This window comes from Bradyrhizobium sp. USDA 4486 (assembly GCF_054057995.1).
Genome location: NZ_JBSRZV010000001.1, coordinates 148,486 through 165,035, shown reverse-complemented (window position 1 = coordinate 165,035; position 16,550 = coordinate 148,486). Strand labels below are relative to the sequence as shown.

The following is a 16,550-nucleotide window of genomic DNA, read 5'->3' as shown; positions in this document are numbered from 1 at the left end:
ATCAAACGGAGCCTGTCACATGAATGGCAGTATGCTTGCAGGAGGCGGCGCCCTCCTTGCCCTCGGTGTTTCCATCCGTTGTGTATTGGCAGCCGAGCCGTCACAGTCATGCGAATTCCGCCCCGTATTGCTCGAGGAGTTCGACGAGCTCCGTGCTTCGGCCAACCGCATCGGCCCCGCGCGGTGGACGGCGCACACGCCGTGGGCTGGCGATTTTGGCGACGCTACATTCGCAAACCCCGGACCGAAAGGGCCGTTCAAGGTTGAGAATGGAATTCTTTCCATCACCGCTTCGAAGGATCAAAACGGCCGGTGGACGTCAGGACTTCTGGCCGCCGCCGATGCGTCTGGCGCAGGGACCGGAACGCGCTACGGCTATTTCGAAGCACGAATGAAGATGCCTGCAGGCCGCGGCACTTGGCCGGCATTCTGGCTTGCCGCCTTGAAGCCGGCGGCGATGGCCGAGGGCAATGTCGAAATCGACGTCATCGAATACTACGGGCAATTTCCGTCTGCTTATCAAGCCGCGACGCACATCTGGTACAAGGATCCGCAGAAGACGCGCGGCGAGGCTCAGAGGATCGATATACCCGCCGATACTCTCGTTAACGAGTTTCACACCTTCGGCGTCGACATCTCGCCGCAGGCTATTGTGTTCTTCTTGGATCGCAAGCCGGTATGGACGCAGCCAACTCCTCCCGAGCTCGACGGCCCGCTCTATCCTCTTGTGAATCTTGCGCTCGGTGGAGGGTGGCCGATCGACCAGACCCCCAATCCCTCCACACTGCTCATCGACTATGTTCACGTATTCGCACGCGACGCAGGCCCACCCGAGGGCTGCCCTCCAGGCCCCGCGATGCTCCCCCCCTGAGTTCTACGAGTTCTTCGCGACGGCGAGCAGCCGATTTATCTTGCTTGCATGAAGTGACGCCATGAAAGTTGCCATCGTACACTATTGGCTCGTTGGAATGCGCGGCGGCGAGAAAGTCGTTGAAGCGCTGTGCGAAATGTATCCGGGCGCAGACATCTATATACACACGTCTATGTTCCGGAGATGGTCTCGGAGACTATTCGCAAGCACCGCGTTGCTTCGACATTCATAAACAGGCTTCCGCGCGCGCGGCAAATGTACAAGTCCTACCTGCCTCTGATGCCGATGGCGCTGGAGCAGCTCGATCTGCGGACATATGACCTGATCATCAGCAGCGAGTCGGGGCCTGCAAAGGGCGTCATAGCGCCGCCCGGCGCGTTACACGTCTGCTATTGTCACACACCGATGCGCTACATCTGGAACATGTTCCACGACTATCGGGAGACTGCAGGTTTCCTCACTCGGTTGGCGATACCGCCACTTGCGCATTACTTGAGGCTTTGGGACGTCTCCTCAGCCGCCCGCGTCGACAGCTTCGTTGCAAATTCCGCAACGGTTGCAGCGCGTATCCGTCGCTACTATGGCAGCGATTCCACCATTATCCACCCTCCCATCGATACCAAGGCGTTCTCACCGGTGCCATGCTCCGAACTGGCGGACTACTACCTGATGGCCGGCGAGCTCGTCTCCTATAAGCGGCCCGATCTTGCGGTACGCGCCTTTAATGAAATGAAGCTGAACTTGGTCGTAATAGGCGGCGGTGAAATGCTTCCTGAGGTCTGCCGCCTTGCCGGTCCGACAGTCTCAGTACTCGGACCGCAGCCGTTTGCAATCCTCAAGCATCACTACGCGCGCTGCCGCGCGTTGATTTTTCCCGGTGAGGAGGATTTCGGAATGGTTCCCGTCGAAGCCATGGCGAGCGGCCGTCCCGTTGTTGCCTTTGGACGCGGGGGCGCGACGGAGACTGTCGCAAGCGACCTGACCGGCGTTTTCTTCCAGGAGCAAACCGTCGATGCGATCGCGGATGCCGTTAGGCGACTTTCCACTATGGAGTTCGACTCCGAGGCCATCGTTGCACATGCCGCGCATTTCAACCGCGAGCAATTCGTCCGGAAGATGCGAGCCCACATCGACGCCCTTCTCGCGCAACGCGATCTTGCTGGACAGAACCTGCGGGACCAATCCTCGTTTCGCCGCCAAAGGGCCGCCACTTGAGGGGATAATTGGCCCGTCTTTGTAGCCGCACCATCATGGGGGGCGTCATCAGTCTGTGTTGGACCCGCCCTAGGCTGACGATCGCGGTCTGCTGGCGAAGCATTCGCAGGCACGGGTTCGCTGCAGCCGGCACCGCATTGATCAAGCAGCAGGCAATGCTGCACTTTCTTTGTGCTCCGAACGCGCGAGTTGATCAGCAATACTGGCTTGTACAGAGCTACCCCTAAATGGGCTTGCACTCGGCCCCATTTCTGCAAGCAGGTCTCATTTGAGGATATAATTTCAATTGAGTGAGGGCAGCAGCGCGATGAACATTGCCGGCGACCTTCGGCCCCTCGTTAGCCTAGCAGACAGCGGCTTGGATGCCCAGACGAAGTCGTTGCTCCACTTGCGGGACTTCCTCCGTCGCGAGTGGCGTCTCATCGCTTTTGTGACGGTTTTGTCATCGGCGCTTGGAGCCACCTATGTTGGACTCGCTCCGCGCAAATTCACCGCACAGACCGATATGTTCGTGGACACCAAAGGTATCACCTCGCCCCAGTCCGAAACCTCACAGGAAACCCGCGGTGTAGACGACTCGATCGTCGAAAGCGAGATTGAAACCACAAAATCGGAAAAGGTCGGCAAGTCCGTCATACGCCAATTGCATCTCACCGAGGACCCGGAATTCGTCGGATCTGGCCACGGACTCCTTGGCCGCGCTGCCGGACTATTTGGACTGGCTACGAAGTCTGATGAGCGCCTCTCCTCTGCCGAGCTTGAGCGTCGAGCACTCGCAACCCTCAGCGACAATTTGCGAGTTACGAGATTGGGCCGCAGCTATGTCGAAGAGATTGCCTATACCTCCTTAGATCCAGATAAGGCTGCGCGAATTGCCAACGCCTTTGCCGAGGCCTACATCGAATATCGGCTGGAGGCCAAGTATGAGGCCACGCGTCGCGCTAGCGTTTGGCTTGAAGAGCGGATCAGCGAGCTTCGCCAACAGGCCAGTAGAGCCTACAAGGCGGTTCAAGATTTCAAGGCCGAGAACGGCATTATCATCGGAGTGGAAGGAAAGCTCGCGAGCGACGTCGAGCTCGACCAGCTGGGCGTGGCGCTTGCAAAAGCCCGTGCTGATACCAGCCAAGCGCGGGCCAAGCTCGATCGGATACAGCTCATACTTGAACAGCGTCCAGAGAAGGAAAATTTCACCATTCCCGATCCGGTTGTCACGGACGCCCTCAACAGCCAGGTCATCACCAAGCTTCGGCAGAAGTTCCTCGAGAATCAAAACAGACAATCCGAATGGAGCACCCGGTACGGTGTCGACCACGAGGCAGTGAGAAATCTTCGCTCTGAGATGGCGGCGCTGCAGCGTTCGATTTGGGACGAGATTTCGCGTATCGCGGAGAGCTATAAAAGCGAGCTGCAGATCGCGAAATCCCAGGAAGAGGCCATCGATAAGCGAATGATCGAGATCTTCCAACAGTCCGGATCAACGCGACAGGCGCAGGTCAGACTCCGCGAACTGGAGACTGGAGCAAACACATATCGCGGAATTTACGAAGCCTTTTTGTCGCGGTTTACGCAATCGGTTCAACAGCAATCATTCCCGTCGACCGAGGCTCGCGTAGTGACGGAGGCCTCGGCTCCGCGCAAGCCAAGCTCGCCCAAAGTAGCGATCACTATGGCCTTTGCTGTCATGTGCGGATTGGGACTTGGTGCACTGAGCGCAATAGCCCGCGAGCAGTTCATGCATCGTCGGGTCCATACGCGTGATCAGCTTGAAACGCTGTTGGGGACGAGTTGCCTCGCCGCTTTTCCTCAGCTATCCAGACTCAAAGCCAGATTACGCGGTAGACCTTCAGCGTTTCGCCAAATCAACGACGCGCCTCCTTTCTCGGCTACCGCTGAGGCGCTGCGCTATATCAAGGTTGCGATTGACCTTTATCCCGGCGGCGCCAAAATCATTGGCGTCACTTCAGCGCTCCCCGGCGAGGGCAAGACGACGGTCGCGGCTGCGGTTGCAGCTTTCCTGGCAAAGACCGGAGCGCGCACACTCGTTATTGACTCCGACTTGCGCAGTCCCGCTCTGTCGCAAACGCTTGGTTATATCGATGAACGCGGGTTGCAGAGGATGGCCGCAGAGGGCTTGGCAGTGGCCGACGTCGTTATCCCTGATCCCAACTTCAAATTCGATGTCATACCGTCCTCCGCTACCGCGAGGCCCTCGAACAGCTCCGACGTTCTCAGTGCGCCTTCGATCAGGAAAGAACTGGAAAGGGCCCGCCAAGACTACGACTATATCCTATGCGATCTGCCGCCGATCCTACCGATCGTTGACGTAAAGGCGGTCGCGGGGCTGTTCGACGCATTTATCATGGTGGTGGAATGGGGCAACTCGACCGATGAGGTCCTCAAAGCCGTTCGTTCATCGCCTCTGCTTTCGGAGCGACTGGTTGGCGCGGTGCTGAACAAGACTGACGAGACGTTTATGCGTCGCTTCGAGGGCTATTCCGATCGGCGCTACGCCTACTACACGAAATAGCCCACAGCGCCGAAACACTGGTCACAACCTCAAGCTAAAAAAGACGCTGCTGCTGCTAAAACTTTAACCTTGCGTTAACCGATCGGCAGCCGCAAGCTTCGCATTGCACAACACGAGGAAGAAAATCTCGAGCTGTCTATTTTCAAGAGTTCATAAGTTCTGCTTGATGGAGTACCGCAATGGCCGATTTGGTCGATACTCGCGGCAAGCTGTCTTTTATCGGCGAGACGTCTCATCCGGCGCAAACGGTGAAGTGCCCCACAGGTTCAGCAACGAAAAGAGTGCTGGACGTTATACTAGCAAGTTTCGGTGTGCTGCTGTTATCCCCCCTATTCTTGATCTGCTACACAGCCACGGTACTTTCTTCGCCAGGTCCAGCACTTTTCCGCCACCGGCGGGTCGGTTTCAATGGCGAGACTTTCGCTTGCTTAAAATTTCGAACTATGGTCCCGGACGCGGCCGAACGACTCCAGCGATTATTGGACTCTGATGCTGCCGCCGCTGCTGAATGGAACGCCGCTCGCAAACTGCGTTGCGATCCTCGCGTAACGGTCATCGGCACATTGATGCGGAAATCCAGCCTCGACGAATTACCCCAATTGTTTAACGTTTTACGCGGCGATATGAGCATCGTCGGACCGCGGCCGGTGACCGAAGAAGAACTGGTTCGCTATGGGCACAATGTCGGTGCCTACCTTGCGTGCCGGCCAGGTATTACCGGGCTCTGGCAAGTGAGCGGTCGCAGTACCACCACGTATGGCAGGCGCGTGGCGTGTGACACCTATTACGCCCGAAACTGGTCCCTAGTACTCGACACCAAGATCATGCTCGCAACACTACCGGCCTTGTTCGAGGATGGAGCTTACTGACTCGGCGCTTCGAACGGTATTCGATGGGACTGCACGAGGATCGGAGAACAGAGATGAGCGCATATCCTCCAACCTCTATAGGTCCGGCGATCTTCGAGGCCGTTTGCGCTCAATGCGAAACTCTGGCCGTCACATTTCAACGCGCCGAGGGTGCGCTCGACAGCGCGCCGGTCTTTTGCAGCAATTGCGGTCGTCTGCGCGGTCTAATGGGAAGCATCAGAAAAATGGCTCATGAACCTGCAGCTGACCACTCCTCTGGTCGTCTGAACCAGCCCTAGCTGGAACTCTCAGCCGATCAGCGCCGAAGTGCGGCTTCCGCCTTCAAGGTCGAATCCCGAGCCGTTGGTTGATAGTCAAAGCTGCCTTGGCGTCCGATGGACTCAATTCCGAGTTTAGCCAGGACGGCCATCGCATGCTTGGCGTTCTCATCAGCGTTCTCAGTATAAATCGGATATGCGTTAGAAAGCAGGTGAGAGCCCTCTAGGCGAAGGTCACCCGAAAACAGTCGATTGGCTCTTGTATGCTCTCTGAAATCGCGGTCAGCCGCGCCGGCGTCCTGAGCAACATGCTCAGCATTGAGTTCTACTGAGAAGAATTCGCGTCCGCCGCATTTGCCGTAGAAATCGGAGTGCATCGTGAGGCGTTTCCACGCGCCCTTGCTCGAAAAGTTATACAAGATCGATTGCTTGAATCCACGTTGACCCGAATAGCTGTAAAAGAGGCTCATCAAAGTAACCGTTTTAAGCTCTCGTTGCGCCTCTAGACCGCATAGGGCCTGAATCTGAAATAGAGGGATGGTCGACACCAGACGCTCCGCGACAATCCGGCGGTCTCCCACGGCTATCGAAAACCTTCCATCATGGCTCTCAAGGCGGCCCATCTTCACGCCCAACAGAAAGCGCGCGCCCTGAGCCTCGAGCCGCTCCCTTGCCTTGTGATAGAGATATGAAAACCCCTCGCGCGGTCGAGCGAGTTGTTGATTGGGCGGCGACGGGGGAGCGGACGAAACGCATCGCCGAAGGACGTTGCGGAGACGTGCGTGCTCCTGGATCCAGAGCATTCTCTTCTCCGCGAACTTTGCGTCTACTTTGTCGGCTGGGAAACCATAAAATCGATCCAAATAGTACCCAAGGCCCGAGCGCATCAACATCCGCGCGCCAATCCAGAAGGTCGCGAAGTCTTCCGCACTGCGAATGTGGCGACGAGACAGACGGGCCGCGACAACGGAGCCCAAAATCAAAATCCATTCGATCGGACCAGCTCGCAGCAGATCATCTGCGATGGACAGCGGGTAGTGAGTCACAAATCCTTGTGGTGTCAGACGGCCCCACGATGGACTGATCGGGATATAGAGCGACAGCAGCTCCGGAAAGTGCGCCAACAGAGGCGAGTCGTCTTGGAAGATGTAGCTGCCCACATCGAAGGTATAGTCTCCGATTTTGCAGTCGATGTGATTGCCGCCGAGCCAAGAATATTCATCGATGACGAGCACGCTCCGCGCGCCTTGACGCTGTAAAATTGAGGCAGCAACCAGGCCGCTGATTCCAGCTCCCAGAACGACCGCATCAAACCGCTCACAGTCAGTGCTATCAGCCATCAGAGTGACATATGTTCAAAAAGATCATCCCTTAAATCAACGTAGTGAACCGCACCTCGAGAAAAAACACCAGCATAATCGATGTAACTCCCAAAGATGCGGCAGAGAACTGGCGGCCGAGCCAACGACGAGTAGAACGCGTTTCGCCGTCAGCGTAGGTTCGACTGTTCAAGAACAGCTCGGACCTCTGCGTCCATGAAAGTTTGGAGGCCTCTGCCAAGCAGCAAGCCTGCCAATTCGACTGTTTCGTTGTCGGTAATAACAGCGAATTTGACAAGCTCCGAGCACATCAATTCCGACAAGTCTACAGTAGCTCCGCAAGAAGCCGACGGAAATCCCTATCGATGCGCAATCATTATGCGGTCCGGCGAAAGAAGAAGGGCTGCTCGTTATGGGCGGCGGCGGGATGGCTGGACCACCGCCGAGGAGTGGCTCAATTTTGTGCATCGAGCGCCTACGATATCGCCTAGCCTCTTCGAGAGAGCGAATGCATTCTACCGGAATTTCAAGCTGCAGTCTCGAGGCCGGCGTTGGCCATCACGCCGCGCCTATCGCCTGATGCCGGTAATTTTTCACGAGTACATAGTCGGCCAGAATATCGAGGTATCAATTGACAGAAGAGAGGTTTGAAGTCCTAGACGCACTTCGGGGCTTCGCCGCCATTGGCGTCCTGCTCTTTCACCTTTCGATCGTCGGTGCACCGCAGTTGGCACCTCATGGTTATCTGGCGGTGGACTTCTTCTTCATGCTTAGCGGGTTTGTGCTTTCGCACTCCTATGCGAAGCGTCTTCAGTCTCGCAGACTAACAGTCGCCAAATTTCTTCTAATTCGCATGAAGAGGTTGTTGCCGCTTAGCCTGTTAGGGCTCTTGTTGGGAACTGGTTATTTCTTGCTTCGATTGGCGATGCAGACATATTCGCAGTACGCACTGTCTGACATTCTCGCCGGGACAGCCTTCAACGCGGCTTTGCTGCCTAAGCCCTGGGTAAGTCAGGCTCCTACAGATACGACATTTCCCACCAACACTCCGATGTGGTCATTGTCATTTGAAATCGCCGTAAACGTGCTTTGGGCGGCGTTGATATCCCGGCTAGATGCAAAGTGCGTTTGGACGATCACTGCTGTCACTGGCGGACTACTTACCCTAGTGATCCTCAATAGCGGTACCGCCGATCTCGGGGCTACGTGGACGACTTTTTTTGGAGGTGCTGTTCGCACCCTATTCGGTTTCTTTACCGGCGTCCTTGTTTGGTATTATCGCCCCAAACCATTCCTATCCACATTTCTACTTTGGCCAATCATCCTTCTGCTCGCCACCGTCTTTTGCCTTCCGATCCGAAGTTCTGTGTTCGATGCTGTTTCGATCGTCCTTATCTTTCCACTCCTTCTGTGTCTGTCCGTCGCTTACCATCTCCCACAAAAGCAGCGTCTTCTTGGTGTGCTAGGCCGCCTGTCGTATCCACTCTATATCGTTCACGTTCCAATTCTCATGTCGACGGTCGGCCTTCTAAAGGCCACTCATCTTGAGCAGACAGCGTCTTGTTACCTCTTTGCGCTAGTACCAGTTTGCATTCTGGTGGCGATCGGCCTGGACAAGTATTACGATTGCCCAATCGCATCGGTTCTTGGAAAACAAACGGTCCGGATCCGCGCTGTAGCTTCAGACAGTACGCTGCCCTAAGGCCTCTTCCGTCGGCAGAAATGAGATGATGCTTAGGAGGACGATAGCTGTAACGATGTGAGCGCTCGCATTTGTCGCTATGCCGATTAGTGCGATAGGCGCGTACCCGACGGCGATGGCGACGAAAAGTCCAGCGCTCGGCACCAAGACATTCGACGAGAACCCATGCTGATCGGCGATCCTCATCAGACGAGGAACGCCAGCTCGAGTGGCGGTCAAGCTCGTGAGGGTAAGTCCGATAACCCACACTAAAAGCGGGAGGATGGTCTTTCGTGTCTGCTCGACTGACCAAGACCGATTGAGGTCACGAAACGCAATTCGCGGCCGCAGAACTCGGCGCTCACTGAGCGCTTCTCGCAAGTAAAGCAATCGTCGCGGCGAATGCGACCTGCGAGCCGATGCCAAATACCCCAGTCAACGCACGCTTGGAGTGTATCCACCAATGAAAGCGTTGGATCGCGTGAACTAGACCACGAGGGTACAGCGTGTGGATGAATTGCAACGCGTCCGGCAACATCGCAGTGAAGGCGCCGATTGCAATCGTCAAAATCGATCCTTCCGCTGCAAACATCCAAAGCGCAAAGCCGAACCCGGCGCACGCGTCTATTCCGATGATTGCGAAATCGATCACCGTCGCTTTACACAAGGACAGACGGCGATTGTTAGCGCCTCGTCCTAGGTTAATTGAGCGAAGGGGGTAGTCCCAGTGCGGGATAGCATCAATTGCAAAATGGCTGGCAAAGCCGGCGAGCGCCGCCAACACCGGATGCGATGGAATCAGACTGGCGATCGCACCACCGACGATTGCATGCGTGCTTAGAATCATCAAATCAGTTCTTTTCTTGCTTCGTCGGCTTGGTGCTCCCGTTCAGGGGCAGAGATTGGCAAATGAACGGGAGCTTGGCAACGCGGTCGTCGGATGAGAATGGCTCTCGAATCAACCGGCGGGTCTCATAAAATTGAGAGTTTTACAGACTAAACTGCGAAGCAGAACATCACCCGCGAGCAGCTGGGCAAGCCGCCTGCCCTCGCCGATGGTCACGAGATAGAACCCGGTGGCCGTCCCCTCTCGTTCCAACTCGGGTTCAACGACCAGATTTTGCAGGATGCCTTTGCGGCGATACTTGCCGCGCAGCCCTCGACCGCCGTCTCGCTAGGCGGCATCTTGCGCGCATTGTTCGGTGACTTCTTCAACTTGTTGGTGCAGCGCGCACTCCGCGCCTGCGTCCCTGCCCGTCGGCGAAACCGGGGGTAGCAAGTGCCAGGGGTGACCCGAGCGGAGGGGATTACCTGCCCGCCAAAGACCGCTCGAAGAGCGGGTCTGCGCGGGCGCGTGTCAGCCGTTCGCGAGAGCGAGCGAGCTCCGTTCGAAAGCACCGAAGGCCGGGGAGACTGCTCGGGGCGGCGACGGCGAGGCCGGCGCCCTTGCGAGCCAATGCCTTAAAATGGTGGGCGCACCAGGGCTCGAACCTGGGACCCGCTGATTAAGAGTCAGCTGCTCTACCAACTGAGCTATGCGCCCGAAAGGCGGTCAAATGCCTTGCGAGGCCGGTCGTTTAGCAAAGCGATCCGGGTCTGGCAAGCGATGTCGCGAAGGTTTTCCAAGGTTCTTCCACAGTCCCCAAAAAGCGAAAAGCCGCTGGATTCCAGCGGCTTCGCCAAGGTTGATCCCCGTAAAATCCGCGCTGGCTCAGAGCCGGCCCTCGCGGTCTCGGTCCGGACCGCTATCGCGGTCGAACCGGTCACGGTGGAAGTGCTCCATGCCGCGCTCCATCATCCGGTCCATGCCCCGTTCCATGAAGTGCCGGGGCGGGCCGTCCTCGCCGCCGCCGAACGGGCCGCGGTGACGGGTCAGCACGGCGAGGCGCCGCTTCTGGCCCTCGTCGAGCGTCTTGTAGAGCGGATCGGCGGCGTCGGCGATCTTCTTCAGGGCCGCGGAACTGGCGCCCATGTCCTCGGCGCGCTGGCGCAGGCGGGCGATCGGATCGTCCGGCTTGTCAGCGTCGCCAGGGCCGGCATTCATCCGCGCGTTGGCGCGGTCGATGCGCAGCTTGGCGAAATCGCGCACGGCGGCCTCGACGGGCGGCCATAGCTTCTCCTGATCGGCATTGAGCTTCAGCCCGGCATGGACGGCGGCGATCCGCGCGTCGACGAAGGCGGCGCGGTCTTCCGGGTTCATGCGGATGTGGCGGAAGTGCTCCATCCACGGATGATGATATTGGGCATAGACCGCGCCCGAGCCGGCGATGCTGAGCGCGGCGATGGCGGCGACGGTGAACTTCCTCATGGCGGACCTCCTCTGGAAGGATGGGCGTGAGGATGAGCGCCGAGCGGCTGACGCGCAACTTACAACTTGGACAGGGAGCCCGTTCTTACGGAGATGTAACTACCGTGAATGTCCGTTCAGATGCACATTGAAACGATTTGCAACAAAAGGGCTTCCGTGCCGGCACGGAAAGCCCTTTGTTCATGCATGATCTATCCGTGCATGACGCCACTTGGTTCGCCGCGCGGCTCGTTCGTCGCGCTCTTAGTTGGTCGCGCTCTTGGCTTCCTTCTGGAACTCGTCGATCAGCGGCTGGCCGACACGGCTCGCGGCATCCTTGTAGACCGGCTCCATCGCCTTGCGCATCGCGGCATCCTGCTCCGGCGTCAGCTTGATGATCTCGCTCTTGCCGCTCTTCTTGATCTCGGCGAGCGCGTCGTCGTTCTCCTTCTGCGACTGCGCGTTGTTGAAGTCGGTCGCCTCCTTCATCGCCTTCGACAGTTGCTCGCGGATGTCGGCCGGCAGATCGTCCCAGAACTTCTTGTTCACGATCACGACGTAGCCGATGTAGCCGTGATTGGTTTCGGTGATGTACTTCTGCACCTCGTGCATCTTCTGGGTATAGATGTTGGACCAGGTGTTCTCCTGGCCGTCGACGACGCCGGTCTGGAGTGCCTGGTAGACTTCCGAGAACGCCATCACCTGCGGCAGCGAGCCGAGCGCCTTGAACTGGGCCTGGAGCACGCGCGAGGATTGAATGCGGAACTTGACGCCCTGGTAATCGGCGGGAGCGATCAGCTTCTTGTTGGCGCTCATCTGCTTGAAGCCGTTGTCCCAATAGGCAAGGCCGGTGATGCCCTTGGGCTCGAGCAGCTTGAGCAGCTTGGCGCCGAGCGGGCCTTCCGTCACCTTCCGCAGCGTCTTCAGGTCGGGAAGGATGTAGGGCAGATCGAACACCTCGAATTCACGGATGCCGAGCGGGCCGAATTTGGAGTTGGACGGCGCCAGCATCTGCACGCTGCCGAGTTGGAGCGCCTCGAGCTCTTCCTTGTCCTTGTAGAGCGTCGAGTTCGGGTAGACTTCGACCTTGACCCTGCCGTTCGTGTATTTCTCCGCAAGCTGCTTGAACTTCTCCGACGCCTTGCCCTTCGGCGTGTCGGTCGCGACCACGTGGCTGAACTTGATGATGATCGGCGATTGGGCCGATGTCGGCCCGGTCAAGCCAAGACTCAGACCAAGTGCCAGTGCCGCAATGGACGCGGCGATCGCAAAGCTGCGCATAATCTCTCCCTGTTGTTATTTTGGGCCGCCCGCGGGCGGCCGATCTTGAGCCGGCTGCATCAATAGCGGCTGGGAGAGCGAGCCGCTATTGGCCGTTAGCAGGGCAGCTATTCATCGTGAATGATGCTGCGCCCCCTCTTCCGCTTGCCGGAGAGGATTGGGAAGAGGATGTCTCCACAATGGGACATTCCCTGTGAGGAACCCTCACCCGCCGCGCGCTTCGCTCGCGTCGGCCTCTCCCGCAAGCCAAGCGGGAGAAGCGAAGCCCACGCGCAGCAGCGTTCGTCAGCTCGCCGCCGCCGTCGTCACCGTGTCGCGCTGGCGCTTCATGACGATCTTGTTGAGCGCACCGAGATACGCTTTCGCGGAAGCCACCAGCGTGTCGGGATCCGCCGCGCGAGCCGTCATCGAGCGGCCGTCCTGCGACAGGCGCACCGAGACTTCCGCCTGCGCGTCGGTGCCTTCGGTCACCGCATGGACCTGATACAGCTCGAGCTTGGCCTCGTGCGGCACCAGGCGCTTGATGCAGTTGAACACGGCGTCGACCGGTCCGTTGCCCTCGGCCTCCTCGATCTTGATCTGGCCGTCGACGTCCAGCTTCATGGTCGCGCGCTGCGGGCCATGGGTGCCGGCGATCACGGTCAGCGAGGTCAGCTTGATGCGGTCGTGCGAGGCCGCCATCTCCTCGTCGACCAGCGCCTCGATGTCCTCGTCGTAGATGTCCTTCTTGCGGTCGGCGAGCGCCTTCATCCGCGTGAACGCATCTTCCAGCTGGTTCGGGCCGAGCTTGTAGCCCATCTCCTCCAGCTTGTGCACGAAGGCATGGCGGCCGGAGTGCTTGCCCAGCACCAGCGAGGACTGCTTCAGGCCGACCATCTCGGGCCGCATGATCTCGTAGGTCGAGGCGTCCTTCAGCACGCCGTCCTGGTGGATGCCGCTCTCATGCGCGAAAGCGTTCCGGCCGACGATGGCCTTGTTGTACTGCACCGGAAACGAGGTCGCGGCCGACACGACCTTGGAGGCGCGGGTCAGCTGCGTGGTGTCGATCTTGTTCCAGTACGGAAATTTGTCGTTGCGCACGTTGATCGCCATCACGATCTCTTCGAGCGCGGCATTGCCGGCGCGCTCGCCGATGCCGTTGACGGTGCACTCGACCTGACGCGCGCCGCCGACGATGCCGGCCAGCGAGTTCGCCACGGCCATGCCGAGGTCGTTATGACAATGGACCGAGAACACCGCTTTATCCGAGTTCGGCACGCGCTCGATCAAGGTCTTCATGAAGTGGGTGTATTCCTCCGGCACCGTGTAGCCGACGGTGTCGGGGATGTTCACCGTGGTGGCGCCCGCCTTGATGACCGCTTCCACGATGCGGCAGAGAAAATCCATCTCGCTGCGGGTGCCGTCCTCGGCCGACCATTCGACGTCGTCGATCTGGTTGCGGGCGCGCGCGACCATGGCAACCGAGGTCTCGATCACCTGCTCCGGGGTCTTGTTCAGTTTCACGCGCATATGCAGCGGCGAGGTCGCGATCACGGTGTGGACGCGGCCGCGTTTTGCAAATTTCACGGCTTCGGCGCAGCGGTCGATATCGGCCGGATGCGCGCGGGACAGGCCGGCGATGACGGAGTTCTTCGAGCGCCGTGCGATCTCGCTGACCGCCTGGAAGTCGCCTTCGGAGGTGATCGGAAAGCCGGCCTCGATGACGTCGACGCCCATGTCGTCCAGCAGCTCTGCGACCTCGAGCTTCTCCTCGAAGGTCATGGTGGCGCCCGGGCACTGCTCGCCGTCGCGCAACGTGGTGTCGAAAATGATGACGCGGTCCTTGTCGGACTTGTTCGCGGGGGCCATTTCAAATTTCCTTTTGAGCTTTGGCGCCCTTCATCTGCCTTGAGCGCCTGAGGTTGTCCGGTGATCTCGTACCAACCCCTGAGTGCCCAGGCGCGTGGCGCCCAGCCGGCCCTCAGGGGCAAGTAAGAAGAAGGCCGCGAATAAGAATAAGAAGGGTGGGCAGCAGCGCGGCCGGGATCGTGGCGGCGGCCAGAGCCACCTCCCCTGAAATCCCATCGATTTGGCCGCGAATCAGCATTGCCAGACCCTTTTGAGCCCCGAATCCTCGTTCAAAACCGTTGACGGCTGGTTGCCGGGAGGCCCGATGCGTCTGTTTCTAGACGACAAACGGGCGCAACTGCAACGCCAAAAGATGGTCAGCTACGCTGACCTGATCGTAGGTGCGTGGGCGTTGCAGTTCAACCGTACCGCCCGGGCCCCCGTCATCCTGGGTGCGAGGCGCGGGGCGCAACGCGCATCCCAGGGTGACGGTGATGGATCGTGGCGCTTGCGGCGGCCTTCATCGAGCAAGAGACAACGTCACGCTATCCCACGCGGCGGGCGCGGGCGCGGGTCTCCCAGCGGTTCAGCATCCGGCCGAGCTCGCCGGTGGGCAGGGGCGCTGCCGGCCTGGTGCGCGATATCTCGTTGGTGTTGGCGGGCGCGGTGGCGCGGTCCCATTCCGGCTTTGCGTAGCCGCGCATGCGGCGTGCTTCCGCATGGCGCTTGCGGGAGATCTGGTCGCGCGTGAAATAGCCGGCCGAGAACGCGATCCCAAGCAACACGATCAATATGACAACGCCAGCCACGACCAACTCCGACCTGCGCCCCCAGGACTTTTTGTGCGCGGCAATAAGTGCGAAATCAAGGCTTGAAAAGCTCCGGCCGTATTCGCGGACGAGAACCCATATTCGTTCACACGTCGAGCAACTATATGCAGGTTCCTGCGCAGCGCTGCCCGCGTTTTAGACAGACTTGCGACGAAATCGCGACATCCGCAATCGCGCAGAACATGCAAAGCCGGCTCTCGCAACTAGCTGCGGACCGCATTAACCTCCGCTCCTGCTCGGCCGGATCAACCGGCCAGTCGAACATGATCGGGAGGACGCGATGACACGCCAAGAGGCTCGTGACCACGAGCAGCGTGACCGGGATGCTGCGCTTTCACGACGAACCCTTGTCCAAGGACTTGCATTCGGTGCCGTGGCCAGCGCGGCCGCAACCGGCGCCGCGCTGGCACAGACGGGGCCAGCCGCACCGCCAACGACGATCACCACACCGCCGCGCGATTTCGGCCCGCGCGGTGCGCCGACCACTTATTTCTGGGACCCCGACATCATCGCGGTCGATCCATCCTTCAACGATCTCGCCCAGCCCAACACCGCGATCAAGCGCCTCTACACCGGCCTGCTCTGGGCCGAAGGTCCGGCCTGGAGCGCGCAAGGACGGTATCTGCTCTGGAGCGACATTCCCAACAACCGGCAGATGCGCTGGAGCGAGGACGACGGCCATGTCAGCGTGTTCCGCTCGCCCTCCAACAATTCCAACGGCAACTCGTTCGACTTCCAGGGCCGCCAGCTCTCCTGCGAGCACCTGACGCGCCGGGTGACGCGCTATGAGCATGACGGCACCGCGACCGTGCTGGCCGATTCCTACCAGGGCAAGCGGCTGAACTCGCCGAACGACATCGCCGCGCATCCCGACGGCAGCTACTGGTTCACCGATCCGCCCTACGGCGGCCAGCTGTACGAAGGCGAGCCCGACGGTCCGGGCGGTCCGAGCAACACGAGCGGCAAGCTCAATCCGCGGATCGGCCAGCCGGCCGGCTTTGCTCCGGGCAAGCGCGAGCTGCCGACCAATTGCTATCGCATCGATCCCTCCGGTCGCATCGATCTCGTCGTCACGGAGGAGCAGGTGCCCGATCCAAACGGCCTGTGCTTCTCGCCCGATTTCAAGAAACTCTACATCGCCTCGACCGGCAAGGGTCCGGGTGACACTGGCGCCGGCGGCAAGGGCGAAATTTTCGTGGCCGACGTCGGCGCGGACAACAAGCTGTCCAACGTCAAGAGGTTCAGCGATTGCGTGATCGACGGCGTGAAGTGCGGACCGGACGGCCTGCGCTGCGATGTCAACGGCAATGTCTGGGCATCCAGCAATGCCGGCCGTGCCGTCGGCTATAGCGGCGTCACGGTGTGGTCGCCGGAGGGCAAGCTGCTCGGCCGCATTCGCTTGCCGGAAGTCTGCGGCAACATCGCTTTCGGCGGCCCGAAGCGCAACCGCCTGTTCATGGCGGCGAGCCAGTCGCTCTATGCAGTGTATACGGCAACACAAGGCGCCGGGCCGGGCTGAGGCCGCACGAGTCTCCAACGCGGCGCCGGCGCGTCTCGCCGGCGCCGCACTTTTGGATAGTCCTTTC

At 59.4% G+C, this 16,550-nt stretch carries 11 protein-coding genes, 1 tRNA gene and 2 pseudogenes; 6 read left to right on the top strand and 8 right to left on the bottom strand.

What is annotated here, in order from left to right:
* Positions 1-19 precede the first annotated feature (19 nt).
* From ACVWY3_RS00755 to ACVWY3_RS00740, 4 genes and pseudogenes are all read left to right on the top strand, one after another.
* Positions 20-871 carry a glycoside hydrolase family 16 protein gene (locus ACVWY3_RS00755; RefSeq protein ID WP_456836744.1) on the top strand — a complete coding sequence of 284 codons (852 nt, stop codon included), beginning with the start codon at positions 20-22 and terminating at the stop codon, positions 869-871.
* 61 nt (positions 872-932) lie between these two features.
* Positions 933-2,086, top strand: a pseudogene (locus ACVWY3_RS00750) (glycosyltransferase).
* Positions 2,087-2,372: 286 nt separating this feature from the next.
* Positions 2,373-4,613, top strand: a complete 2,241-nt coding sequence (locus ACVWY3_RS00745) for an AAA family ATPase (protein WP_456836743.1) — start codon at positions 2,373-2,375, stop codon at positions 4,611-4,613.
* 179 nt (positions 4,614-4,792) lie between these two features.
* The gene (locus ACVWY3_RS00740) at positions 4,793-5,482 is read left to right on the top strand and encodes a sugar transferase (RefSeq protein WP_456836742.1); all 690 of its coding nucleotides are present in this window, start codon (positions 4,793-4,795) and stop codon (positions 5,480-5,482) included.
* Between the two features lie 295 nt (positions 5,483-5,777).
* Here the strand turns inward: ACVWY3_RS00740 and ACVWY3_RS00735 are convergent, their stop codons facing one another.
* Positions 5,778-7,079, bottom strand: coding sequence for an NAD(P)-binding protein (locus ACVWY3_RS00735; protein WP_456836741.1), 1,302 nt, complete (start codon positions 7,077-7,079; stop codon positions 5,778-5,780).
* 610 nt (positions 7,080-7,689) lie between these two features.
* Here ACVWY3_RS00735 and ACVWY3_RS00730 point away from each other — a divergent pair.
* Positions 7,690-8,760 (top strand): acyltransferase family protein, encoded by a 1,071-nt coding sequence (locus ACVWY3_RS00730; protein WP_456836740.1) that lies wholly within the window; start codon positions 7,690-7,692, stop codon positions 8,758-8,760.
* Between the two features lie 340 nt (positions 8,761-9,100).
* Here ACVWY3_RS00730 and ACVWY3_RS00725 read toward each other — a convergent pair whose 3' ends face one another.
* The 7 genes and pseudogenes from ACVWY3_RS00725 to ACVWY3_RS00695 all read right to left on the bottom strand — a co-directional run bounded on the left by ACVWY3_RS00725 (position 9,101) and on the right by ACVWY3_RS00695 (position 14,943).
* Positions 9,101-9,586, bottom strand: a complete 486-nt coding sequence (locus tag ACVWY3_RS00725) for a hypothetical protein (RefSeq protein ID WP_456836739.1) — start codon at positions 9,584-9,586, stop codon at positions 9,101-9,103.
* 177 nt (positions 9,587-9,763) lie between these two features.
* Positions 9,764-9,960 (bottom strand): annotated as a pseudogene (locus tag ACVWY3_RS00720) (chromosome partitioning protein ParB); the annotation flags it as partial.
* Between the two features lie 246 nt (positions 9,961-10,206).
* Positions 10,207-10,282, bottom strand: a tRNA-Lys gene (locus tag ACVWY3_RS00715).
* A gap of 168 nt (positions 10,283-10,450) precedes the next feature.
* Positions 10,451-11,047: a Spy/CpxP family protein refolding chaperone gene (locus ACVWY3_RS00710; protein ID WP_456836738.1), complete on the bottom strand. Its 597-nt coding sequence runs from the start codon at positions 11,045-11,047 to the stop codon at positions 10,451-10,453.
* 243 nt (positions 11,048-11,290) lie between these two features.
* Positions 11,291-12,307 (bottom strand): TRAP transporter substrate-binding protein, encoded by a 1,017-nt coding sequence (locus ACVWY3_RS00705; RefSeq protein ID WP_456836737.1) that lies wholly within the window; start codon positions 12,305-12,307, stop codon positions 11,291-11,293.
* A gap of 285 nt (positions 12,308-12,592) precedes the next feature.
* A complete protein-coding gene (locus ACVWY3_RS00700) occupies positions 12,593-14,155 on the bottom strand; it encodes a 2-isopropylmalate synthase (RefSeq protein WP_456836736.1) in 1,563 nt (520 codons plus the stop codon).
* Positions 14,156-14,679: 524 nt separating this feature from the next.
* On the bottom strand, positions 14,680-14,943 hold the full coding sequence (locus ACVWY3_RS00695) for a hypothetical protein (protein WP_456836735.1): 264 nt from the start codon (positions 14,941-14,943) through the stop codon (positions 14,680-14,682).
* A 301-nt stretch (positions 14,944-15,244) separates the two neighbouring features.
* Here ACVWY3_RS00695 and ACVWY3_RS00690 point away from each other — a divergent pair, with 301 nt between their 5' ends.
* On the top strand, positions 15,245-16,483 hold the full coding sequence (locus ACVWY3_RS00690; protein WP_456836734.1) for an SMP-30/gluconolactonase/LRE family protein: 1,239 nt from the start codon (positions 15,245-15,247) through the stop codon (positions 16,481-16,483).
* The last annotated feature ends 67 nt before the right edge of the window (positions 16,484-16,550 follow it).